Annotated in this window: 22 protein-coding genes; 4 read left to right on the top strand and 18 right to left on the bottom strand. The window is 65.1% G+C overall.

The window, feature by feature from the left end; translation table 11 throughout:
• The 11 genes from HQN78_RS25070 to hemE form a co-directional block, all read right to left on the bottom strand.
• Entirely contained in the window at positions 1-261 is a 261-nt protein-coding gene (locus tag HQN78_RS25070; protein WP_166451945.1) for a phosphopantetheine-binding protein, read from the bottom strand.
• Entirely contained in the window at positions 258-1040 is a 783-nt protein-coding gene (locus HQN78_RS25065; protein WP_235087090.1) for a 1-acyl-sn-glycerol-3-phosphate acyltransferase, read from the bottom strand. The genes HQN78_RS25070 and HQN78_RS25065 overlap by 4 nt, the downstream gene beginning before the upstream one ends.
• Positions 1027-1755 (bottom strand): beta-ketoacyl synthase chain length factor, encoded by a 729-nt coding sequence (locus HQN78_RS25060; protein ID WP_235087088.1) that lies wholly within the window; start codon positions 1753-1755, stop codon positions 1027-1029. The genes HQN78_RS25065 and HQN78_RS25060 overlap by 14 nt, the downstream gene beginning before the upstream one ends.
• Before the next feature lie 141 nt (positions 1756-1896).
• Complete coding sequence (locus tag HQN78_RS25055) at positions 1897-2595, bottom strand: class I SAM-dependent methyltransferase (RefSeq protein ID WP_235087086.1); 699 nt, start codon at positions 2593-2595, stop codon at positions 1897-1899.
• Positions 2596-2743: 148 nt separating this feature from the next.
• Positions 2744-3748, bottom strand: a complete 1005-nt coding sequence (locus tag HQN78_RS25050; protein WP_227104668.1) for an NAD(P)H-dependent glycerol-3-phosphate dehydrogenase — start codon at positions 3746-3748, stop codon at positions 2744-2746.
• Between the two features lie 9 nt (positions 3749-3757).
• Entirely contained in the window at positions 3758-4201 is a 444-nt protein-coding gene (locus HQN78_RS25045; RefSeq protein WP_107800321.1) for an SH3 domain-containing protein, read from the bottom strand.
• 13 nt (positions 4202-4214) lie between these two features.
• The gene (secB, locus tag HQN78_RS25040; protein WP_107800322.1) at positions 4215-4667 is read right to left on the bottom strand and encodes a protein-export chaperone SecB; all 453 of its coding nucleotides are present in this window, start codon (positions 4665-4667) and stop codon (positions 4215-4217) included.
• Between the two features lie 132 nt (positions 4668-4799).
• On the bottom strand, positions 4800-5057 hold the full coding sequence (grxC, locus tag HQN78_RS25035; RefSeq protein WP_107800323.1) for a glutaredoxin 3: 258 nt from the start codon (positions 5055-5057) through the stop codon (positions 4800-4802).
• 98 nt (positions 5058-5155) lie between these two features.
• Positions 5156-6547 (bottom strand): D-alanyl-D-alanine carboxypeptidase/D-alanyl-D-alanine-endopeptidase, encoded by a 1392-nt coding sequence (gene dacB, locus HQN78_RS25030; RefSeq protein WP_235087084.1) that lies wholly within the window; start codon positions 6545-6547, stop codon positions 5156-5158.
• Between the two features lie 7 nt (positions 6548-6554).
• The gene (locus HQN78_RS25025; RefSeq protein ID WP_235087082.1) at positions 6555-8729 is read right to left on the bottom strand and encodes a primosomal protein N'; all 2175 of its coding nucleotides are present in this window, start codon (positions 8727-8729) and stop codon (positions 6555-6557) included.
• Between the two features lie 567 nt (positions 8730-9296).
• Positions 9297-10364 (bottom strand): uroporphyrinogen decarboxylase, encoded by a 1068-nt coding sequence (hemE, locus tag HQN78_RS25020; RefSeq protein ID WP_235087079.1) that lies wholly within the window; start codon positions 10362-10364, stop codon positions 9297-9299.
• A gap of 108 nt (positions 10365-10472) precedes the next feature.
• Between hemE and HQN78_RS25015 the strand changes: the two genes are divergently transcribed.
• Positions 10473-11153 (top strand): adenine nucleotide alpha hydrolase, encoded by a 681-nt coding sequence (locus tag HQN78_RS25015; protein ID WP_235087077.1) that lies wholly within the window; start codon positions 10473-10475, stop codon positions 11151-11153.
• Here the strand turns inward: HQN78_RS25015 and HQN78_RS25010 are convergent.
• The 4 genes from HQN78_RS25010 to HQN78_RS24995 form a co-directional block, all read right to left on the bottom strand.
• On the bottom strand, positions 11141-11986 hold the full coding sequence (locus tag HQN78_RS25010; RefSeq protein ID WP_235087075.1) for an ABC transporter substrate-binding protein: 846 nt from the start codon (positions 11984-11986) through the stop codon (positions 11141-11143). The two genes, HQN78_RS25015 and HQN78_RS25010, sit on opposite strands and share 13 nt — an antisense overlap.
• Positions 11987-12071: 85 nt before the next feature.
• Positions 12072-12587 carry a chromate transporter gene (locus HQN78_RS25005; protein WP_227104672.1) on the bottom strand — a complete coding sequence of 172 codons (516 nt, stop codon included), beginning with the start codon at positions 12585-12587 and terminating at the stop codon, positions 12072-12074.
• A complete protein-coding gene (locus tag HQN78_RS25000; protein WP_235087073.1) occupies positions 12584-13141 on the bottom strand; it encodes a chromate transporter in 558 nt (185 codons plus the stop codon). Before HQN78_RS25000 ends, HQN78_RS25005 begins: the two co-directional genes overlap by 4 nt.
• A gap of 95 nt (positions 13142-13236) precedes the next feature.
• Positions 13237-14115: a LysR family transcriptional regulator gene (locus HQN78_RS24995; protein ID WP_235087070.1), complete on the bottom strand. Its 879-nt coding sequence runs from the start codon at positions 14113-14115 to the stop codon at positions 13237-13239.
• A gap of 106 nt (positions 14116-14221) precedes the next feature.
• Here HQN78_RS24995 and HQN78_RS24990 point away from each other — a divergent pair, with 106 nt between their 5' ends.
• Positions 14222-14821: a short chain dehydrogenase gene (locus HQN78_RS24990; protein WP_235087068.1), complete on the top strand. Its 600-nt coding sequence runs from the start codon at positions 14222-14224 to the stop codon at positions 14819-14821.
• Positions 14822-14885: 64 nt separating this feature from the next.
• Here HQN78_RS24990 and HQN78_RS24985 read toward each other — a convergent pair whose 3' ends face one another.
• From HQN78_RS24985 to HQN78_RS24975, 3 genes are all read right to left on the bottom strand, one after another.
• Entirely contained in the window at positions 14886-15602 is a 717-nt protein-coding gene (locus tag HQN78_RS24985) for an ABC transporter substrate-binding protein (RefSeq protein WP_235087065.1), read from the bottom strand.
• 117 nt (positions 15603-15719) lie between these two features.
• Positions 15720-17684: a DNA topoisomerase IV subunit B gene (gene parE, locus HQN78_RS24980; RefSeq protein ID WP_107800332.1), complete on the bottom strand. Its 1965-nt coding sequence runs from the start codon at positions 17682-17684 to the stop codon at positions 15720-15722.
• Positions 17685-17815: 131 nt separating this feature from the next.
• Positions 17816-18343: an RNA pyrophosphohydrolase gene (locus tag HQN78_RS24975; protein WP_019103838.1), complete on the bottom strand. Its 528-nt coding sequence runs from the start codon at positions 18341-18343 to the stop codon at positions 17816-17818.
• A 198-nt stretch (positions 18344-18541) separates the two neighbouring features.
• Here HQN78_RS24975 and pssA point away from each other — a divergent pair, with 198 nt between their 5' ends.
• Complete coding sequence (gene pssA, locus HQN78_RS24970) at positions 18542-19882, top strand: CDP-diacylglycerol--serine O-phosphatidyltransferase (RefSeq protein ID WP_235087063.1); 1341 nt, start codon at positions 18542-18544, stop codon at positions 19880-19882.
• Between the two features lie 94 nt (positions 19883-19976).
• Positions 19977-21764 (top strand): ATP-binding protein, encoded by a 1788-nt coding sequence (locus tag HQN78_RS24965; RefSeq protein WP_235087061.1) that lies wholly within the window; start codon positions 19977-19979, stop codon positions 21762-21764.
• The last annotated feature ends 95 nt before the right edge of the window (positions 21765-21859 follow it).

Here is a 21859-nt window from a genome sequence, read left to right as displayed (position 1 = left end):
TCATGCTTCCTGTTGCGTTGCGACAAAGCGAGCCAGGCTGGCCACCGAGGCGAAATGCGCCTTGGTGGCGGGATCGTTGGCTTCCAGCTTCACCTTGTATGTCTTTTTCAATGCCACGCCCAATTCCAGCGCGTCGATGGAATCCAAGCCCAGTCCTTCGCCAAACAACGGCGCTTCGGCGTCGATATCCTCGGCGCCCATGTCTTCCAGTTCCAGGGCCGAAATGATCAACAACTTGATTTCATGTTCCAGCGCACTCATGTCCAGCTTTCCTTCCTTGCCAATGTTTGGCTGAAATAATCTTGCAAGGCCTCGCTCAAACGGCGGGAGGCCAGCGACGGCTGCGTCTCGGCCGGCAACAGTTCCGCCAGGGCCAGCGGCCGGCCGGTGTCCAGGCCGAAGTCGAAACGCCGCGGCGGGATCTGATGCCAACGCTTGTCCTTGGTCAGCGTGGACGGGCTGCAACTCAGCGTCACCGGCAGAATGGGAGCCTGAGCCGCCAGCGCGATATGGGCGGCGCCGCGTTGAAACTTGAGTTCGCGCCCGGGCACGGTGCGCGTTCCCTCCGGGAAGATGAGCAGATTGTCGCCTCGTCGCAGCGAGGCGGCGCAATCCGCGATCAAGCTCCCGGAATCGTCGTTGCGGATATAGCCGGCGGCGCGCACCACGCCGCCCAGAAAGGGGCTGTCCCACAGCGCGGCCTTGACCACGCAATTGGCGTTGGGCATGCGGGCGATGATCGCCACCACATCGATCAGCGTCGGATGATTGGCCAGCACCAGCGTGCCCCGCGCCTGTTCCAGCCGCCCCTCGCCGCTCATGCTCAGCCTCATGATGCCGCTGAGGCGCATGAAGCCGATGAACAAGGCGAAAGCGCGCTGGATGATGGCCCGCGCCAGCCGCTGGCGGCGGCCGTTGCGATTGGGCACCAGACGCAAAGCAGGAAACACCACCAGCGTCAGCAGCAAAGCGCCCTCGCTGAACAAGGAGAAGGCCAAGGCCGTCATCAGCAAGCGCCAGCCGTAACTAAGCCCCCTCACGGCTCAGCCTCCAGCCGTTCAGTTCCAGCTGCGCCCGTCCGCCGGCCAGTCCGTGCGCCAGCCAGGCCGGCTGCGGCCAGCCTTCCGGCGCGCGCGCGCGCGCGTCCTGCCGCAAACTCCAGCGCGGCGCGCCGGCCCGCAGCAGCAAGGCCAAGCCCTGGGGTTGGTCCAGTGCGTCGTCGGCGCCTTGATAGAACGGAAGCAGGGGCAGATCCGCGAACAGCAGCAGCACCGGTTGCGCGGGGTCTTCCGCCGCCGTCAGCGCCGCCTCCAGCAGGCCGTAGCCCAATGTACGTTCTCCGGCGGCCACCGCCGTCGCCGCCGACTCGTCGCGCCGCAACAAGGACAGCGTGCCGGCAATCGCGTTATGCACGGAAAGCCCGAACACCGTGGGGGAAACCGGAGAGTCCGCCGCGATGTCTTCCAGCATCAAATGCGTGCGGTTGACCTCGCCGTGGCGAGAGGCGAACACCAGCTTCGCCGCCGGCGCGTCCGCCGCGCACGCTTGGGCCAAATGCAGACAGATGCGCGCCAGCGGACTCAAGCGCCGCCGCTGCGCCGCGTCGACGAAACGGCAGTCCGGATACGCAATGGGCGCCTCGGCCGCCTGCAACGGCCGTTGCGCCCAGTCGGCGGCCGACTCGCGGCCCGGCATCCAAGCCGCCCAACGCTGTATCGCCAACGTCGGTTCGCCGCTCATTGTCACTTCCGCCATCCACAAGCCTGTCAATCAAAAAAAGGAGCGTATTCTAAATTGTTCACACTCAGCCAACAAGCAAACAAGCATACGGCATTAAACAATGGTTACGAATCCGTCCCATTTTGTCGCAAGCGCAACAAAAACGCACCCGCGGGATTAAACGGCCGGTTTGATCGCCACCGCGTTGACCAGCGTTTCCTCGCGCTTCTGCGGCACTTTGAAGCCAAACCACTCCAGCGCCCCCAAGTCCGGCCGGCTCCACCACAGATAGGGCATGGACACGCGCGCGGCCGGCAGCTCGAAACCGGCTCCGCGCAACAAACCCAGGTATTCGTCCGCGGTTTTCTGGATGTCCATCGGATGGCGGAACAACAGGCGGATAGGCAGCGAGTGGATGTAGCGCTTGGTCGATTCGGCGAACAGCAGCACCCCGCCCGGCTTCAGTACCCGGAAAAACTCCCGCATCGCCGCCTCCTGCTCCACCAGATGATGGAAGCTTTGATGGCAATACACCATGTCGAAGCTCTCGTCGGCGTACTCCATACGCGAAGCGTTGCCGAAGGCCAGCGTCACTGCGCTCGAGCAACGATCGGCGGCCGGACGCGCCCGCTTCTCGATGTCCGGGTCCGCGTCCAGCGCCACGATCTCGTCCGGCGCGAATCTGCGGGCCAGTTCGTCAAAGGAATGTCCAAACCCGCACCCCACGTCCAGCACCCGGGCAAACGCGCGCCGCGGCGGCATCATCCGCTCCAGATCGTTCAGCGCGCGCCGCAGCACATGCACTTTCCAGGTGGCCGTATTCAGGAACCAATTGCCAAAACGCGTTTCTTCAACAAACGGAAAAGTATTCTGCATTCTCAGATTCAAGCCAGGTATCCAACAAAAGCAGCCAGCCTCTCGCCCCAGGCCCCATCGACTCGGGCCAAAGGAAGGGCGCGCTCGCCGCAAAGACAAAAAACAGCCGCCAAGGCGGCTGTTGTCGCACTCAATCAAACCGGGGGAACTACTGCAACAAGTCGCCCGCCTCCGACTTGGGCGAACGGCTCAGCAATTCCTGCACCACCCGCTGCGGATCATGCCCCTGGTAGAGCAGGCCGCAGACCGCGGCGGTGATCGGCATGTCCACTTCCAGCCGCTCCGCCATGGTCAGCACTTCGCGGGCGGTGGCCACGCCTTCGGCGACATGGCCCAGCTCCTGCAGCGCTTGCTGCAAGGGCTTGCCCTCGGCCAGCTTCAGGCCCACCTGGCGGTTGCGCGACAGCGCGCCGGTGCAGGTGAGTATCAAATCTCCCATGCCGGCCAGGCCCATCATGGTGTGCTGGCTGGCGCCCAGCGCGGTGGCCAGGCGGGTGATTTCCGCCAGCCCGCGGGTGATCAGCGCGGCGCGGGCGTTCATGCCGTATTCCAGGCCGTCGGCCACGCCGGTGGCGATGGCCATCACGTTCTTGACCGCACCGCCCACTTCCACCCCCACCAGATCGGCGTTGGCGTACAGACGCAGCAAGGGGCTGTGCAGATCGCGCGCCACTTGCCGGGCGAAGGCTTCGTCGTCGGAGGCGACGGCCGCCGCCGCCGGCAAGCCCTGGGCCACTTCGCGGGCGAAGCTGGGGCCGGACAGCACGCCACAGCGGTGGTTGGCCGGCAGTTCCTCGGCCACCACCTGGTGCGGCAGCAGGCTGGAGCCGGCCTCGAAGCCCTTGCAGGCCCACAGCAGCGGCGGCAGTTGCGAAGACAGCGCGGTCAGCGCCCGCAAGGTGGGCCGCAAACCGGCCATCGGCGTGACGATGAGGATGAGTTCGGCGTCGTGGATGGCGCGCGGCAGTTCCGCGGACAGCTTGAGCGCGTCCGGAAACGGGCAATCGGGAAGATAGCGCTGATTGACGCGCTTGGCGGCCAGTTCGGCCACCTGGTTGGCGTCGCGCGCCCAGAGCGTGACTTGATGGTGACGGGCGAAGGCGATGGCCAGGGCGGTGCCCCATGCGCCAGCGCCCAGGATGGCCAGTTTCATGCGTAGCCCTTACAAGCCCCAGAGGTCGGTAATACGAGCATAGCCGATGCTGCCGTCGCGGTGGCGCACTTTGACCCAGCCGCCCTTGGGCGGCTCTTGCAGCTCCACCACGCCGTCCTTGGGCACGGTGTAGGCCAGCGGGCCGTCGTTGGCCGGCGCGGCGCGCACTTCCGCCTTGTCGGCGGTGATCAGCAACCAGCGCTGCTTGGACAGCGCGGCGGCCGGAATCCAGGCGATGCCGCCGGTGGCGTCGCGCACCCGCGACCATTCCTTCTGGCTGCTCAGCACTTCCACCGGGTAATAGCGGCTCACCACGAACAGTTTCTTCGAGGTGAGCGTCGGCGCCTCGTACAGCGCCACGCCGGTTTCCTTCACCGAGCGAAACTCAAGTGCGGCGGCGCCGTGGGACAGCAGGCCCAGGCTCAGCGCCAGCGGATATACGAGGCGTTTCATTGCTTGCGTCGCCTCAGGCGTTGCCGGCTTCGGCCTGTTGCGCGCGTTGCTGCATGTACAGGGCTTCGAAGTTGATCGGGGACAACAGCACCGGCGGGAAGCCTGCGCGGTTCACTACGCTGGACACGGCTTCGCGCGCGTAGGGGAACAGGATGTTGGGGCAAGCCACGCCCAGGATGGGGTCGATGTCTTCGGCCGGCACGTTGCGGATCTGGAAGATGCCGGACTGGCCCACTTCGCACAGGAACATGGTTTTTTCCGGCAGCTTGGCGGTCACGGTCACGGTCAGGGTCACTTCGTAGAAACCGTCGTCCAGCTGTTTGCCTTCGCTGGCCAGCTGCATGTCGATTTCCGGCTGTTCTTGTTCCAGGAACACCTGCGGCGCGCTAGGCACTTCCAGGGACATGTCCTTCACATAAATTTTCTCGATGGAAAACGCCGGCTGCAGCTCTTGTTGTTCGCTCATCTCTTTGTCTCACACGGAGGCCGCTCGCAAGCGGCCGGTTTTGGAATGGTTAAAACAGGCCTGCATCATCGCACGAAAGCGGTTCAGGGCCAACCGCCCGCAAGCGCGCGGTTTGATCGCGGGCAAGCCGGCTCAATCGGCCAGCAGCAGGTCCAGCTTGCCGGCCTGGTTCAGCGCCACCAGGTCGTCGCAGCCGCCGACGTGGGCGTCGCCGATGAAGATCTGCGGCACGGTGCGGCGGCCGGTCAGATCCATCATCTTGTCGCGCTCGACCGGGTCCAGATCGATGCGGATTTCCTTGATCTCGGCCACGCCTTTGGCGGAGAGGATTTGCTTGGCGCGGATGCAATAGGGGCACACCGCGGTGGTATACATGGTTACGGGTTTCATCGATGGCTCTCGCGGAATCGGGCGCTCCGGCGAGGAGCGCGCAAAACCCGATAGTATACTCCCGCCGCGCGCGCCGAAACCGTCAATCCGCCATGTTCTTACTTGGACGCCTCGAAGCGGTCGATCAGATCGGCGACGATCTGGTCCATCGCCTTGCCCATCTCCGGCGCGCGCGGGCTGTTGACGATCACCGCCAGCGCCAGCCGGCGGCCGTCCGCGCCCAGCCAGTAGCCGGCCAGCGCCTTGACGTCCTTGAGGGTGCCGGTCTTCATCCGCAGCCGCGGCCCTTGCTCGGCGAAGCGCTTGCGCAAGGTGCCGTCCTCGCCGGCGATGGGCAGGCTGGCCAGGAATTCGCTGGCGTAGGGGCCGCGCGCGGCGTTGAGCAGCACTTGCCCCATCAGGCGCGCGCTCACCCGCTCCCGCCGCGACAGGCCGGAGCCGTTTTCCAGCACCAGGGTTTCATCGGAAATGGCGTTGGCCGCCAGCAGACGCCGCACCGCGTGCTCGGCGTTGGCGCGGGTGTCCTCTCCGCCGCCGCCCTCCTTGCCCAAGGTCAGGAACAAGGTGCGCGCCATGGTGTTGTTGCTGTATTTGTTGATGTCGCTGATCGCCACGGTCAGCGGCTGGGAATCGTGACCGGCCAGTTCGCGCGCGCCGGCCGGCACCCGCCCCAGCCCCGCGCCCTTGGGCCCGGCGCCGCCCAGCGCCTGCCACAGGGCGGCGAAATCCTGACTGGCGAAGGCGTCGTGGTCCAACACGTTGACGAAGGTCTTGGCGCCGTCGCAACTGGGCGGCAAGGTGCCGCTGACGGTGACCGAGCGCACGTCGTTGGCGATGCTGACGTAGCGGCGCACGTCGGAGCAATCGTTCGCGCCGCCCTGGCCGCCGGCCTGCAGCTTGGCGTTGACGCTGACGCCGGCCAGCGGCGGGTCCAGCGCCATGCGCGCGCCGTCGGCGTCGACGTAGAAATTGAGCCAGGCCACTTTCAGATTGGTCAGATGGCTGTCCGGCTCCACGGTGAAGGCGCGGCCGGCGTCTTCGTCGAAGTCGCGGGCGCTGGACACGCCCTTGAAAGCGCTCTTGTCCAACACCAGCTTGCCGTCTATCCGTTGCACGCCGCGCAGCCGCAGGCCGTACAGCAGATTGAGCAGGCTATCGTTGTTGAAGCGCGGGTCGCCGGCGCCCAGCCAGTAAAGATCGCCTTGCAGCGCGCCGTCTCGCAGCGGAGCGGCGGACCACAACCCGGTATGCCAGCGATAACCGGGCTTGAGCAGATTCAGCGCGCTCCAGCTGGTGATCAGCTTCATGGTGGAGGCCGGATTGACCGCGCTGTCGGCGCGGTGGCCGGCCAGCGTCTTGCCGCTTTCCACCGGCGCGGCCCAGACGGCCACCTCCTCCGGCTTGAGGCCGTGCAGGTCCAGCGCGCAGGCCGGCCATGCCGACAGCAGCAGGCAAGCCGCCGTCAGGGTTTGTTTCGTTTTTGCTTTCATTGGGCGATCACATGTCTTGCGGATCCACATCCAGCGACCAACGCAGGCCGCGTCCATGGCGTTTGGCCGCCGCTTCCACCTGCGGCAGCAATGGGTTCAAAAAAGCGTGCAGCGCCTGCCGTTGCGGCGCTTCCAGCACCAGCTGGGCGCGTTCGCGATTGGCCAGCCGCGCCATCAGCGCCGGCGCCGGGCCGGCGATCAGCACCTCCGCCGCCAGCGGCTCGGCCAGCCGGCGCACTTCGGCCAGGAAGGCGGTGGCCAGTTCCAGACTGGGACTGTCGGCGCGCAACAGCGCTTGATAGGCGCAGGGCGGGAAGCCGGCGATGCGTCTCTCGTCCAGCAGGGTCTTGGCGTAGCCGTCGAAATCGTGGCGCGTCAGCGCTTGGTATAGCTCATGATCCGGCCACTGAGTCTGGATCAGCACTTCGCCGGGAGCGTCGGCGCGGCCGGCGCGGCCCGCCACTTGCATCAGCTGCGCGAACAAGCGCTCGGAGGCGCGGAAGTCCGCGGAGTACAGACCGCCGTCCGCGCCCAGCGCCACCACCAGCGACAAGGTGCCGAAGTCGTGCCCCTTGGCCAGCATCTGGGTGCCCACCAGCATGTCCACCTCGCCGGCATGGACCTTGCGATAGATTTCGTCCCAGGCTTCCTTGCGGCTGGTGGTGTCGCGGTCTATGCGCAGGATGCGCGCCTCGGGAAACAAGCGCGTCAGCGCGGACTCCAGCCGCTGGGTGCCTTCGCCCAAGGGTTTGATGTCGGGATTGCCGCAATCCGGGCAGGCGCGCGGCACCGCCTCTTCCCAACCGCAATGGTGGCAGCGCAGCTTGCGCTCCAACAGATGAACCACCAGCTTGGCGGAGCAGCGCGGACAGCCGCTGGTCCAGCCGCAATCGGTGCAGGCCACCACCGGCGCGAAGCCGCGGCGGTTGATGAACACCAGGCTCATCTCGCCGCGCGCCAGGCGTTGGCGCAGCGCCTGGATCACCGGTTCGGACAGGCCTTCGGCCAGCTTTTGCCTGCGCACGTCGACCAGTTTCACCTCCGGCAGCCGCGCCGCGCCGTGAGCGCGCCGGCTCAGGGACAGCCGGCGATAGCGGCCGGCCTCGACATTGGCCATGGTTTCCAGGCTGGGAGTGGCCGAGCCCAGCAGGATGGGCACGCCGGCCTGGCGCGCGCGCCAGATCGCCAGATCGCGCGCATGGTAGCGCAAGCCGTCCTGCTGCTTGAAGGAGCCGTCGTGCTCCTCGTCCACCACGATCAAGCCCAGGCGCGGCAGCGGCGTGAATACCGACAAGCGGGTGCCTATCATCACGTCGGCGCGCCCCTGCCAGCCGTCCAGCCAGCCCCTCAGACGCTCGCCGTCGGCCAGATGGCTGTGCTGCACCGCGATGCGGCTGTCCGGAAAGCGCTGGGTGAAGCGCGTGATCAGCTGCGGGGTCAGATTGATTTCCGGCACCAGCACCAGCACTTGGCGGCCGGCGGCCAGCTGGTCGGCGATCAGCCGCAGATAGACTTCGGTCTTGCCGCTGCCGGTAATGCCGTGCAGCAGCCAGGGCTGGTAGCCGGCCTGGCCGCGCAAGGCGTCCAGCGCGGCCTGTTGTTCTTCGTTCAGTTCGGGACTGTCCGCCACCCGCAAGGGCGTGGCTTCCGGCTCCACGCGGCGGACCTTCTTGTCCGCCAGCCAGTCCGCCAGCACCTTGCCCGCCTGCGGCGTCACCGCCTTGGCGGCGGCCAGCGTCAACGCGCCGTCCTGCAGCGCCTGCCACAGCGCCAAGCGGGCGCGCTGGCGGGCCGGCGGCGCTTCCGCCTCGCCTTGCGGCGTCAGCGCGTACGGCCGTTCATCCGGCAAGGCGATGTCCCGGGGCTCGCGCAGACCGGTGGGCAAGGCGGTGAACAGCGCCTGCCCCAGCGGATGGTGGTAGTAATCGGCGGCGAAGCGGACCAGGGCCATAAAGTCCGCCGGCAGCGGCGGCAGTCCGCTCAGCACGCACTCCAGCGGCTTGAGCTTGGCCGGGTCGATACCCTGCTGAGGTATATCCGTGACAACCACGCCACACAGCCGGCGCGGCCCGAAGGAAACCGCCACTCTTTGCCCGGCCATGACAGACAACTGGGTCAGGTAACTGAACGTACCTGGCAGCGGCACGTCCACGGCCACTTGCACGATGCTTTGCTGCCCCATCCGGCGCGCCCCCGAAGACAAATGCTGTTGTGACAAGGCTTTGCGGCCACTGTACACAGATGCTGTGGATAACTTTGTGAACAAGCTGTCGCCTTGAGGTCGAAACGGCCCCAGATCAACATTTCCGTTAGATTGCGCAAAAATTAATCAATTATTTTTCTCTTTATTTTCAAAGACTTAAATTGATCAAAAAAACATGAGCAATCGGCTTGACAAGAACCTGAACTCTGACTAGCAAATGTGCATAACTCCGAGAACGACTACGGTTCGCCTTGTCAATATCCTTGTTCATCCCAGTGTAAAAATACAATCCGGCCGCAGGAGAACCATTGGCCGGACAGGTAAGGATACCCCGACGACGCGCGGACGGCCTCAGGGGAAAAGTTAAATTTTCTGTTGAAAAAACAAATCCTTTTCCGCCGGCCGCGCTAACAGCAGCTTGATGCCGGATTTAGACACTGATAAAGCCGGCTTTAATGCCCGCCGGCCCGCGCCAACTTGGTGCGCCCGCCGGGGGGTATCACGCCGGAACGGCAAAAACATGCCGCCGGCTTGGAAAGCGGTTTTTCAGCCCGCGGCATGGTAGGAGCGCGACAAGCGGTGCACCGCGTCCACCAAGGCTCCGGCATGCTCCGGTTTGACGTGCTGGGAGATGCCGTGGCCCAGATTGAAGACATGGCCGCTGCCGGCGCCGTAGCTGGCCAGGATGCGCGCCACTTCGCGCTCGATGGCGGCGGGCTCGGCGAACAGCGCGTTGGGATCGAAGTTGCCCTGCAAGGCCACCTTGTCGCCCACCCGGGCGCGCGCGGCGCCCAGATCCGTGGTCCAGTCCAGGCCCACGCAGTCGGCGCCGATGGCCGCGATCTCTTCCAGCCACTGTCCGCCGCCCTTGGTGAACACGATCACCGGCACGCGGCGGCCGTCGGCCTCGCGCTTCAGTCCGGCGATGATCTGACGCATATAGGCCAGCGAGAACTCTCGATAAGCCGCCTGGGTCAGCGCCCCGCCCCAGGTGTCGAAAATCTGCACCGCCTGCGCGCCGGCGTCGATCTGGGCGTTCAGATAGTCGATCACGGTGCGGGCGTTCACGTCCAGGATATGGTGCAGCAGTTCCGGACGGCTGTAGAGCATGGCCTTGACGTGGCGGAAATCGTCGGAACCGCCGCCTTCTATCATGTAGCAGGCCAGGGTGAACGGGCTGCCGGAGAAGCCGATCAGCGGCACGCGGCCGTCCAGCGCCTTGCGGATGCTGGACACCGCGTCGAAGACGTAGCCCAGCTTGTCCAGCGCCGGCACCGTCAGCGCGCGGACGGCGGCTTCATCGCGCAAAGGACGCTCGAACTTGGGGCCCTCGCCTTCGGCGAAGTACAGGCCCAGGCCCATGGCGTCCGGCACGGTCAGGATGTCGGAAAACAGAATGGCGGCGTCCAGCGGGAAACGCTCCAGCGGCTGCAGGGTGACTTCGGTGGCGTAGTCGGGACTGGTGCACAAACCCATGAAGCTGCCGGCCCGGCTGCGGGTGGCGCGGTACTCCGGCAAATAGCGGCCGGCCTGGCGCATCATCCAGATCGGGGTGTATTCGACGGGCTGGCCAAGCAGCGCGCGCAGGAAGGTATCGTTCTTGAGCTGGGTCATGCGGCAATCAGTCCTGAATGACGAAAAAATAGAGCGTCATTATACCCGAGTCCCCCGGCCCAGTCCCCCCGCTTGGCGGCGCGCCTCCGCACGGCTAAGCTGTGCGCCATGAAGAAAACCGTACTCTTGTCCTGGAGCAGCGGCAAGGACAGCGCCTGGGCCTTGCATGTGCTGCGCCAAGATCCCGACGTCGAAGTCGTCGGCCTGTTCACCACCGTCAATCAGGCTTTCCAGCGCGTGGCCATGCACGCGGTGCGGGTGGAACTGCTGCAGGCGCAGGCCGCGGCGCTGGGTCTGCCGCTGCGCCAGCTGGCCATCCCCTACCCTTGCGGCAACGAGGATTACGCCAGCCGGATGGCCGACTTCGTCAACGCCTGCCGCGCAGACGGCGTCAGCCATATGGCCTTTGGCGATCTGTTCCTGGAGGACGTGCGCGCCTACCGCGAGCAGAACCTGGCCGGCAGCGGCATCGCGCCGCTCTTCCCGCTATGGGGCCTGTCCACCGCCGAGTTGGCGCAAACCATGCTGCGCAGCGGGCTCAAGGCCAGGCTGACCTGCCTGGACCCGCGCAAGCTGCCGCGCGAACTGGCCGGCCGCGAGTTCGGCCAGGCCTTGCTGGACGCGCTGCCGCCCGACGCCGACCCTTGCGGCGAATACGGCGAATTCCACTCCTTCGCCTGGGACGGCCCGATGTTCCTGCGTCCGGTGCCGCACGCGGTGGGCGAGACGGTGGAGCGGGATGGATTTGTATTCACGGACTTGCTGCCGCTGGACCCTCAACGCGGATAGAACCACAGCTCCTTGCGCTGCAGCGGCGTCTCCTTGGGCAGCAGGGGGTTGGGCAGCTCGATGATGCGCCGCTGCGCCAGGTTCAAGGCGCGCAGGCGCGGACCGTTGAAGCGCAGGAACAGCTTGTCGAAGCTGCCGTCCTTGATTGCGGCTTCCAGGCCCTGAGTCAGCGCACGGGCCAACTCCGGCCGGCGCGGCGACACGAAGAAATAAAAAGCCGCCGGATAGTGCAACACAATGTAAGGGTCCAATACCAGGCCCTTGGCGGCGTCGGACTCCAGCTCCTGGCCCACCTCGATCACGCTGCGCGGGAAATAGTCGAAACGCCCCTGACGCAGCATGGCGAACAGCGACAGGTACAAGGGGCTGGCCACCACCGGCAAACCGGCGGCGCGCAGAATCTGCGTATCCGGCCAATCCTGCCCTTGCCCGGCGCTCAGCGTCTTCAAATCCGCCAGCGTGAACGCCTTTTCAAACAGCCGGGCGCGCTTTTGCGACACCAGCGGCACGCGCCAGCCGATCAAGCCCTTGTACAGGGGAATCCGCACCGGCAGGGCCTTCTGTTCGCGCTCGCGGCTGCTCATGCCCCAGAACAGATCCACGCCGGCGTCGCCGTGCGCCATCTGCTCCAGCGCCCGCCCCTGATTCATGTCCAGCGCGCTGCTCAGCTCGCAACTGAGTTTGGCCTCGCTGCACGCCAGTTGCAGCAAAGCCTGCATATAGGGCAGATGCGGGTCTTGCTCTCCGGACACCAGCGCGTAGCGGATAGACAAAGTTTGCCCCTGCGCCGGCAGCGCCAGTACGCACAGCAGCAGCATCAAGATTCGCGTCAATGCGCGCCCTCCCGAGAAAACCCTGTTCATTATGGCCGCCGCTTAGACGCTGTTCAAAGTCAGCCGCGCTTCATTGAGCCGCTGCTTAGAGCCAGCCCAAGCCGCCCAGCAAAGCGCCGGCCGACAATAGCCACAAGGGATTGATCGCAGTGCGCCACGCCGTCAGCGCCACCGCGCCGCACAGCAGCCAAGCGCCCGCGTCGGCATTGGCCGCCTGGCTCAACAGCCAGGCGCTGGCCGCCACCAGCCCTATGGTCAGCGGCGCCAGTCCCCGTTGGATTGCCCGGGTCAGCGGCGCCTGCTGATAACGCTGCCACCAGCGCGCCACGTAATAACTCAACACCGACGACGGGCCGCAAATGCCGAGCATGCTGACCAGAGCGCCCGGCACCCCGGCCACCTGCCAGCCTATCAGACTGACCACCAGCACATTGGGGCCGGGCGCGGCCTGGGCGATGGCGAACAGCGCGGCGAACTCGCGCGCGTTCATCCAGCCCTGCTCCACCACCAGGCGTTGCAGCTCGGGTATCAGCACATTGGCGCCGCCCACAGCCATCAGCGACAACAAGGAAAACTGCCATAGCAGCGTCAGCAGTATCACGCGCCCTCCTTCGGCCGGTCGCGCCAGGCCAAGCCGATGGCGACGGGCGCCAGCAAGGCCAGCGACCACAGCAAGGGCAGTTGCAAGACGCCCAAGGCGCAGAAAGTCAGCGCCGCCACCAGCGCGCACCACAACTTGCGCTCGATGCGCGCCAGCAGCCGCAGCCCCATCGCCGCGATCAAGCCGGCGGCGGCGGAGGCCAGGCCGTGCAACACATTCTGCACCAGCGGCAGTTGCCGATAATGGCCGTAGAAGGACGCCAGCAGCAGCACGATGACCATGGGCGCCAGCAACAGGCCGGCGATGGCGGCCAAGGCTCCGCTCACGCCGTGAAAGCGGCTGCCCACCGCCACCGCGACATTGACGATATTGGGGCCCGGCAGCACTTGCCCCAGGCCCAGCACCACGGCGAAATCCGCCTCGCTCAACCAACGACGGCGCAGCACCATCATCCGGTGCGCCTGCGGCAACACGCCGCCGAAACCGGTCAGCCCGATCGAGAAAAAGCCGGCGAACAAATCACGCCGGCTGGGCGTCCGCACATCCGCTTCCATGCCCTTTCCTCTCGTCAAATCAGCCATGCGTCCACGCTACGCCGATGCGCGCCGCAGCTCAAACGAAAATCGCTGACAGGCCCTGTCAATAAAACTCACAGCGCGCCCAGGCGCTCCAGAATGAAGTCTATGAACACTCGCAGCTTGGGCAAAGGCCGGCGGTCCTGCAGATAAATCAAATGCATGGGCTTGGGCGGCGGCAAACAGCCCGGCAGCACCTCCACCAGCCGACCGGCGGCCACATCGTCGCCCAGCAAGGCCTCGGCTTGCAGCACGATGCCGCCGCCGGCCAGCGCCACCATGCGCAGCGCCTGGCCGTGATTGGACTGAAAGCGGCTGGCGCGCGCCCACTCGCCTGCGCCCAGCAATTCCCAGCCGTCGTCCTTGCGCCACAGTGAGAAACCCAGGCAATCATGCGCGGCCAGATCCGCCGGCGTGCGCGGCACGCCCTTGCGCGCCAGATAGGCGGGCGCCGCCGCCACCATCATCCGATAGGGCTGCAAGGGCCGCGCCACCAGGCCGGAGTCCGGCAGCCGGCCGATGCGAAAAGCGACGTCGTAGCCGTCGGCCACCAAGTCGACCAGCTCGTCGGACAAACTCAGGTCCACGGTGATGTCCGGATAGGTTTGCATGAACTCGGCCAGCAGGCCGGCCAGGCGCAGAGAGCCGAAAGTCACCGAGGCGTTGACACGCAGCACGCCGCGCGGCGCGCCGCTGATCAGTTCGGCCCCGCTTTCCGCCGCGCGGATTTCCGCCAGAATGGACTGGCAGCGCTGGAAATAGTGCGAGCCCAGTTCGGTCAGTTGCTGACGGCGGGTGGTGCGCGCCAGCAGCCGGCCGCCCAGCCGCTGCTCCAGGCTGGCGATATGCTTGCCCACCATAGGCTGGGACAAACCATGCGCCTCCGCCGCCGCGGTGAAGCTGCCGCGTTCCACCACCGCCACGAACAGCTCCATGCTCAATAGGCGATCCATGCCATTCATAACTCACAGTTTTCAATCTTGTTCATCTTAGCGGATTAATCAAGACGCCGCGCGGGCGCAGAATGGCCGGGTCTTGTACTTGTCCGGGAGATCCCCCATGAAAAAGATTCTCATCGTCGGCGCCCACGGCACGCTGGGCCAGGCCGTCAGCCAGGCGCTGTCCCATCATCAGCTGATCAAGGCCGGCAGCCGCCGCGGCGACGCGCTGGTGAACCTGACCGACGGCGACAGCATTCGCGCGCTGTTCGAACGCATAGGCAAGGTGGACGCCATCATCAGCGCCACCGGCAAACTGCATTTCGGCCCCCTGGCGGAAATGAGCGCCGAGCAGTTCCGCGTCGGCCTCAAGGACAAGCTGATGGGCCAGGTGGAACTGGCCTTGATCGGCCAGCACTATCTGAACGCCGGCGGCTCCATCACGCTGACCAGCGGCATCGTCAGCGAGCAGCCCATCCGCTTCGGCAGCAACGCCAGCGCGGTGAACTCGGCGCTGGAGGGCTTTGTCCGCGGCGCGGCGGCGGAACTGGACGGCGGGCGTCGCATCAATGTGGTCAGCCCCAATGTGCTGCAAGAATCCTGGGAGCAGTACCGGGACTTCTTCCCCGGCTTCGAGGCGGTGCCGGCGGCGCGCGCGGCGCTGGCCTATGTGCGCAGCGTGGAGGGCGTGCAGACCGGTCAGACGTTGCGCGTCTGGTAAGCCCGGCGCCTTAGAAACCGTTCAATGTCGGTAGCGCGTCTGCGCTACGGCCTTGAACAGCGCCTTAGTCGTAAATCGTCAGCAATTCGGCCATTTCGCGCCTGCCGGCGGCGGACAGACAGGCGGCCTTCAGTTTGCCCAGCATCGCGGCGTCGCGCGCCAGCTCGCTGCGCTTGGACACGTAGAGCGCCATCGGTTCGTCGCCATGCGCGTATTCGGTCAGATTGGGCAGGCTGCCGCCCATCTGCCGCAGCGCGTGGCCGCAGCCGGGACGCACGCACATCATCGCGTCCAGCCGGCCGGCTTGCAGCATGCGAAAACCCTGCGGCATGTCCGACACCTCCACCGGCGCTGCGCCGCTTTGGGCGATAAAGCCGTCCAGGGTATGAGTGCCGCGCAGGACGCCCAGGCTGCGCTGGCGGAACCAAGACGGGCCGATGGGCGTCACCAGGCCGCGGCGATGATAGAGCACGGAGATGCGGATAGACGCCGGCCGGCACAACTCCACGGCGAAACGCGAACGCTCCGGCGAGGCGGTCACCAGCGCCAAGGCGTTGCGGCCCTGTTTCAGTTCTTCTATCACCCGCGGCAGAGGCCGAACGTCTTGGGTCAGCGCCAGCCCCGCCTGCCGCGCGACGAAGCGGATGAAACGCGGCGCCAGGCCGTCCTGGCTCGCGCCGTCGCCCCAGGGGCCGATGTCCTGGCTGGAAGAGTGGTAGCCGGCCGCCAGCGCGGGCAACGCCAGCCAGCCCGCCAACAGTCCCCGCCATTGCTTGGCCATGCCTTTCCCCTTGAGTTGAGACGCCGCGCCTAGCCTCACTATAGCCCGCAATGAAAAAGCCCCCGCAAGCAAGGCTCGCAGGGGCTTTCCTTCAAGCGGAAGCGCCGACGCGGCCGCTCAGATGTCGGCCTCGACCGCGTTGCCGTTGGCCTCCATCCAGCTGCGGCGGCTGGACGCCTCGCCCTTGCCCATCAGCATGACGAAAGTGGACAGGGTCTGCTCCAGTTCGCCTACGCGCACCCGCACCTGCGACAGCCGGCGGGTGTCCGGATTCATCGTGGTGTCCTTCAACTGCTCCGGGTTCATCTCGCCCAGGCCCTTGAAGCGGGAAATGCTCCAGGCGTTTTCTCGCACGCCTTCGCTGCGCAGCCGGTCCAGAATGGCCGTCATCTCGCCTTCGTCCAGCGCGTACAGCTTGCGCGGAGGACGATGCTTGCCCTGCCCCGGCACGTCCACGCGGAACAGCGGCGGCTGGGCCACGTAGATGTTGCCGTTTTCGATCAAGCGCGGGAAATGGCGGAAGAACAGCGTCAGCAACAGCACCTGGATGTGAGAACCGTCCACGTCGGCGTCGGACAGGATGGCGATCTTGCCGTAACGCTGGCCGGACAGGTCAGGACGGTCGTTAGGGCCATGCGGATCCACGCCGATGGCCACCGAGATGTCGTGAATCTCGGCATTGGAAAACAGCTGATCCTTGTCGGTTTCCCAGCTGTTGAGCACCTTGCCGCGCAAGGGCAGGATGGCCTGGTATTCCTTGTCGCGCGCCAACTTGGCGGAACCGCCGGCGGAATCGCCCTCCACCAGGAACAGCTCGTTGCGATCGATGTCCTCGCTCTCGCAATCGGTCAGCTTGCCGGGCAGCACCGCCACGCCGGAGCCTTTTTTCTTTTCCACCTTCTTCACCGACTTCAAGCGCGACTGCGCCTGGCGTATCGCCAGCTCGGCGATTTTCTTGCCGGACTCCACGTTCTGGTTCAGCCACAACTCCACCGGATCGCGCGCCAGGCCGGAAATCAGCTTCAAGGCGTCGCGGCTGGTCAGCTTGTCCTTGGTCTGCCCCTGAAACTGCGGGTCCAGCACGCGGGCGGACAATACGAAGCGCACGCGGCTCCACACATCCTCGGCCATCAGCTTGACGCCGCGCGGCAACAGATTGTGGTGGTCGATGAAGCTCTTCACCGCGTCGAACACGCCGGCGCGCAAGCCGGCCTCGTGAGTGCCGCCCACCGGGGTCGGAATCAGGTTGACGTAGCTTTCGCCGCTGGCGCCGTCTTCGAACCAGGCCATGGCCCACTGCGCGCCTTCGCCCTTGGCGAACTGCTCGTGATCGTCGCCGATATAGGCTTCGCCGGCGAACAAGGGCGCCACCGGCTCGTCGCCGTTGCACAGTTCCGCCAGATAGCTCTTCAAGCCCTCCGGGTACTGCCAAACCTTGACTTCGTCGCCGCTGGGGCGCTCCACCACCAGGGTGACCGCCACGCCGGGCAGCAACACCGCCTTGGCGCGCAGCAGACGCTCCAACTCCGGCAAGGAGTAGCGCGGGCTTTCAAAATACTTGCCGTCCGGCCACACCCTGACCCGGGTGCCGCTGGTGCGCGGGCCGCAATCCGCCACCCGAGCCAGCGGCTCGATGACGTCGCCGCCGGAAAACACCAGGCGGTGCACGCCGCCCTCGCGCTTGACCTCCACCTCCAGCCGGGTGGACAGCGCATTGGTCACCGATACGCCGACGCCGTGCAAACCGCCGGAGAAGGCGTAGGCGCCGCCGTCCTTCTTGTTGAATTTGCCGCCGGCGTGCAAGCGGGTGAACACCAGTTCCAGCACCGGCACGCCTTCTTGCGGATGCAGGCCGACCGGAATGCCGCGGCCGTCGTCTTCCACCGACAGCGAGCCGTCCTGATGCACCGTCACCGCGATCTTGCGCGCAAAGCCGCCCAGCGCCTCGTCGGCGGCGTTGTCTATCACTTCCTGGCAAATATGGGTGGGGTCGGTGGTGCGGGTATACATCCCCGGCCGTTCCTTGACCGGCTCCAAGCCTTTCAGCACCCGTACCGACGACTCATCGTATTGTTGCGTCATGTTTGAATCTTGTTGCTCAGCAAATTACGCCAAACGCCGCGGCCAAGGCCACGGCGCAAAAAAAGACAGCGGGCCAGGCCCGCCGTGTCGCTTCGAGGCCGCGCGCGCAGACGCCGCCGCCCGGCGGCGCGTCAATGCGGCTCCTGGGCGCGGCCAAGCCGGGCCAGATAGGCCTCCCGACTCTCCACCCCGCGCAGGAAGCGCGACAACTCGGCCAGCGCGCGCTCGTACACCTCGCGCTTGAACTCGATCACCGCGTCCACCGGCGCCCAGTATTCGTTCCAGCGCCAGCCGTCAAACTCCGGGTGGCTGCTGGCGCGCAGGCAGACATCGCACTCGCGCCCCACCAGCTTCAGCAGAAACCAAATCTGCTTCTGCCCCTTGTAACTGCCGCGCCACTCCCGACGCACCCAATTGGTGGGCACCTCGTAGCGCATCCAGTCGCGGGTGCGTCCCAGTATTTTCACATGTTGCGGCAGCAAACCCACCTCTTCCAGCAGCTCGCGATACATCGCGGCTTCCGGACTTTCGCCTGGCTTGATTCCGCCTTGCGGAAACTGCCAGGAATGCTCTCGCACTCGCTTGCCCCAGAACACCTCATTTTTGCCGTTGATGAGGATGATTCCGACATTGGGGCGGTATCCGTCCCGGTCCAGCATTGGAAAACCTGCAATTCATCTAGTTGAACGAATTTTTGCACATTTCGCCCCGCCTTGCCATGGACTCTATCGCCGGCCCGGCAAAGGCCCGACTTCGTCCGGAACTGCGCTGGCGCAAGGATTGCGCAGGCGCGGACTCCCCCAAGAGGCGAAAACGATGCTACGATTCCACGATTAAACGTCAAACCCAACGCTTACATGGCATTTCTGCTAAAAAGATCGTTGCTGGCCCAGCTGCCCAAGCTTCGCCTGCAAGCCGACGCCATCACCACCCTGCACCAGACCGCAGACTTCCGTCTTAGCCTGCTGGAAGCGATCGCGCAGGCCCGGCACCGCATTTATATCGCCGCGCTCTATCTGGAGCACGACGAGGCCGGTCAGGAAGTGCTGGACGCGCTGTTCGCCGCCAAACAACGCCAGCCCCAGCTGGACATCCGCGTGATGGTGGACTGGCACCGCGCCCAGCGCGGGCGCATCGGCGAGAGCCAGGACAGCTGCAACGCCGCCTGGTATCGGGCCCAGGCGCTGCGGCACAGCGTTGACGTGCCCGTCTACGGCATTCCGGTGCAAACCCGCGAATTGTTCGGCGTGCTGCACCTCAAAGGCCTGATTGTCGACGACCAGGTGCTGTACAGCGGCGCCAGCATCAACAACGTCTACTTGCACAAGCTGGACAAATACCGTTTCGACCGCTACCACCTGATCCGCAACCAGGCGCTGGCGGACGTCATGGCCGACTATATGCACGAGCAGTTCTTCAACGACCCCGCCGTCTTCCGGCTCGACAAGCCGGCGCCGGCCACCCGCAGCATCCGCAAGGAAATCCGCGTCTTCCGCGACAAGATCAGCCATAGCCAATACCGGATTGAAAACCAGGTCGGCGCGGAAGACGAGCTCAGCGTCAGCCCGATTGTCGGCATCGGCAAGGGCAACGCGCTCAACCGGGTGATTCTGGAACTGATTGCCAACACCCGCAGCTCGCTGTTCATCTGCACCCCCTATTTCAACTTTCCGCGGCCGGTGGTGCTCGCCATCAGCAAGGCGCTGCGCCGCGGCGTACAGATCGACATCGTCGTCGGCGACAAGACCGCCAACGACTTCTACATTCCGCCCAGCGAGCCCTTCCGCGTCATCGGCGCGCTGCCCTATCTCTACGAAATGAATTTGCGCCGCTTCGCCAAGCGCCAACGCCATTACATCGGCACCGGCCAGTTGCGCGTGCACCAGTGGAAGGACGGGGACAACACCTATCACCTCAAAGGCATGTTCAGCGACCAGCGCCACATGCTGCTGACCGGCAACAACCTCAATCCGCGCGCCTTCCGCCTGGACATGGAAAACGCCTTGCTGATCAGCGACCCCAAGGCCGAACTCAAGCACCAGAACCAACAGGAACAGGAAAACATCCTGCGCCACAGCCGGCAGCTGCTGCACTACCGCGAACTGGAAGACGTGCGCACCTATCCCGAGCAAATCAAGAAGCTGCTGACCCGCCTGAGCCGCGTGCGCATCGACCGCATGCTCAACCTGATGCTGTAAACGGTTCAAGGCGCGCTAAAACGCCGCCGTTCCCCGCCGGCATCGGCCCATATGCTAAAAAGATGAAAACGCTTAGCAAAACATGGAGCCCCCGATGCCGGCCATCAAGATCGACACCCAAAACCTGAGCATCAGCCGCGATCTGTCGGAAAAGTGGCAGCAGGTGCTGGATCTGCTGGCCAAAATCGTCGACATCCCCGCCGCGCTGATCATGCAAAAGCAGGCTCCTCGCATCAAGGTCCTCCTCTCCAGCCATAGCCAGGGCAACCCCTACGAAGAAGACGAGCTGGCCGACCTCGACACCGGCCTGTATTGCGAGACCGTGATGAGCAGCCGCAGGGATCTGCTGGTGCCCAACGCCTTGAAAGACCCGGACTGGGATCACAATCCCGACATCAAGCTGGGCATGATCTCCTACCTGGGCATGCCGCTGATCTGGCCCAATCAGGACGTGTTCGGCACCATTTGCGTGCTCGACCGGGCCGAAAACCCCTATAGCCAGACCCACAAACAATTGCTCGGCCAATTCCGCGCCATGGTGGAGCGCGATCTGCACCAGGTGTATCACGATCAGGCCAGGGAACAGGAAGACGCCATCCTGCGCGCGGACGAGGCCGAGCGGGTCAGGCGGGAGTTCGAATCTTTGCGAGCCGGGGAGCAAAAAGCGCTGCAGGCGCTGCGTGAAAGCGAGGAGCGCTGGCATTTCGCGCTGGAAGGCGCCGGCGACGGCGTCTGGGACTGGAATATCGCCGGCGACACCGTCTTTCTGTCCTCCCGCTGCCGACAACTGCTGGGACTGGACGAGCGGGACAGCGAGGCGTTCAAGCTGTGGCAAACCGGCATTCACCCCGACGACCTGCCCGAGGTCGAGGCCGCGATCAAGCGCTACCTGCGCCAGCCGGAAGGGTCTTTCACCTCGGAACACCGTTTCCGCGCGCAAGACGGCTGGATATGGCTGCTGAGCCGCGGCATGGTGGTGGGCCGCGACGAGCAGGGACGGCCCTCGCGCATGATAGGCACCTACTCCGACATCAGCCGGCGCAAACAGGCGGAATCCGAGCTGCAGCAACTCAACAGCCACCTGGAAGAACGCGTCGCCAAGCGCAGCGCCGAGCTCAAGCAAGCCATGCAGCAAATCAGCATCGCGGAAAAACAGACGGCGCTCGCCCGCATGGTCGCCGGCATGGCGCACGAATTGAACACCCCGATAGGAAATATCCTGCTCAGCGCCTCGGTCTTGCACGCAGACCTCAGGTCCATCATTCAAGCCGATGAAGCCAAACAGCTCTCGCGCGGCAATCTGCAAGATTTTCTGCGCAAGACAGTCGAAACCAGCGAACTGCTACAAAGAAACAGCGAGCTGGCCGGCGACCTGATCGGCCGCTTCAAGCTGATCGCCTCCGATCAACTCGCGCAGCCCAAGCGCGCCTTCAAGCCCGCTCAAACCCTCGCCCAACTAACGCGAGCCTTACTGCCGCCGGAGCACTATCCGGACATCCGACTGACGCTGGAAGCGCCGCAAGACCTACAAATCGAGAATTATCCAGGCGCTTTGGAGCAACTCTTGTCCCACTTGATCGCCAATAGCCTCGCCCACGGCTTTGACGGGCATGATCGCGGCCATATCGACATCCGGCTGCAAGCGCAGGAAGATGCCCTGCTGCTCTGCTATTCAGACAACGGCAAGGGCATCGAGCCGGAGCTGCAACACAAGGTGTTCGACCCCTTCTTCACCACGCAAATGGGACAAAGCGGCTTGGGACTGGGGCTGGCCATGGTGCACAACATCGTGCACACCATCCTGAAAGGCGACATCCGGCTGGACAGCGCGCGAGGACAAGGCGCTAGCTTCACCATCCGCTTCCCGCCCAACCAACGCTGAGGCCACCAGGCGAAAATCCATAAAAAAAGCCTCCCCTTGGGGGAGGCTTGCTTCTAGTTCCGTCCGGCAGCGCAATGCATAAAGCCCAGCTCGTG

The organism is Chromobacterium sp. Beijing (assembly GCF_021496765.1).
In the GTDB taxonomy this organism is placed as follows: domain Bacteria; phylum Pseudomonadota; class Gammaproteobacteria; order Burkholderiales; family Chromobacteriaceae; genus Chromobacterium.
This window is presented reverse-complemented; position numbering and strand designations above follow the sequence as displayed.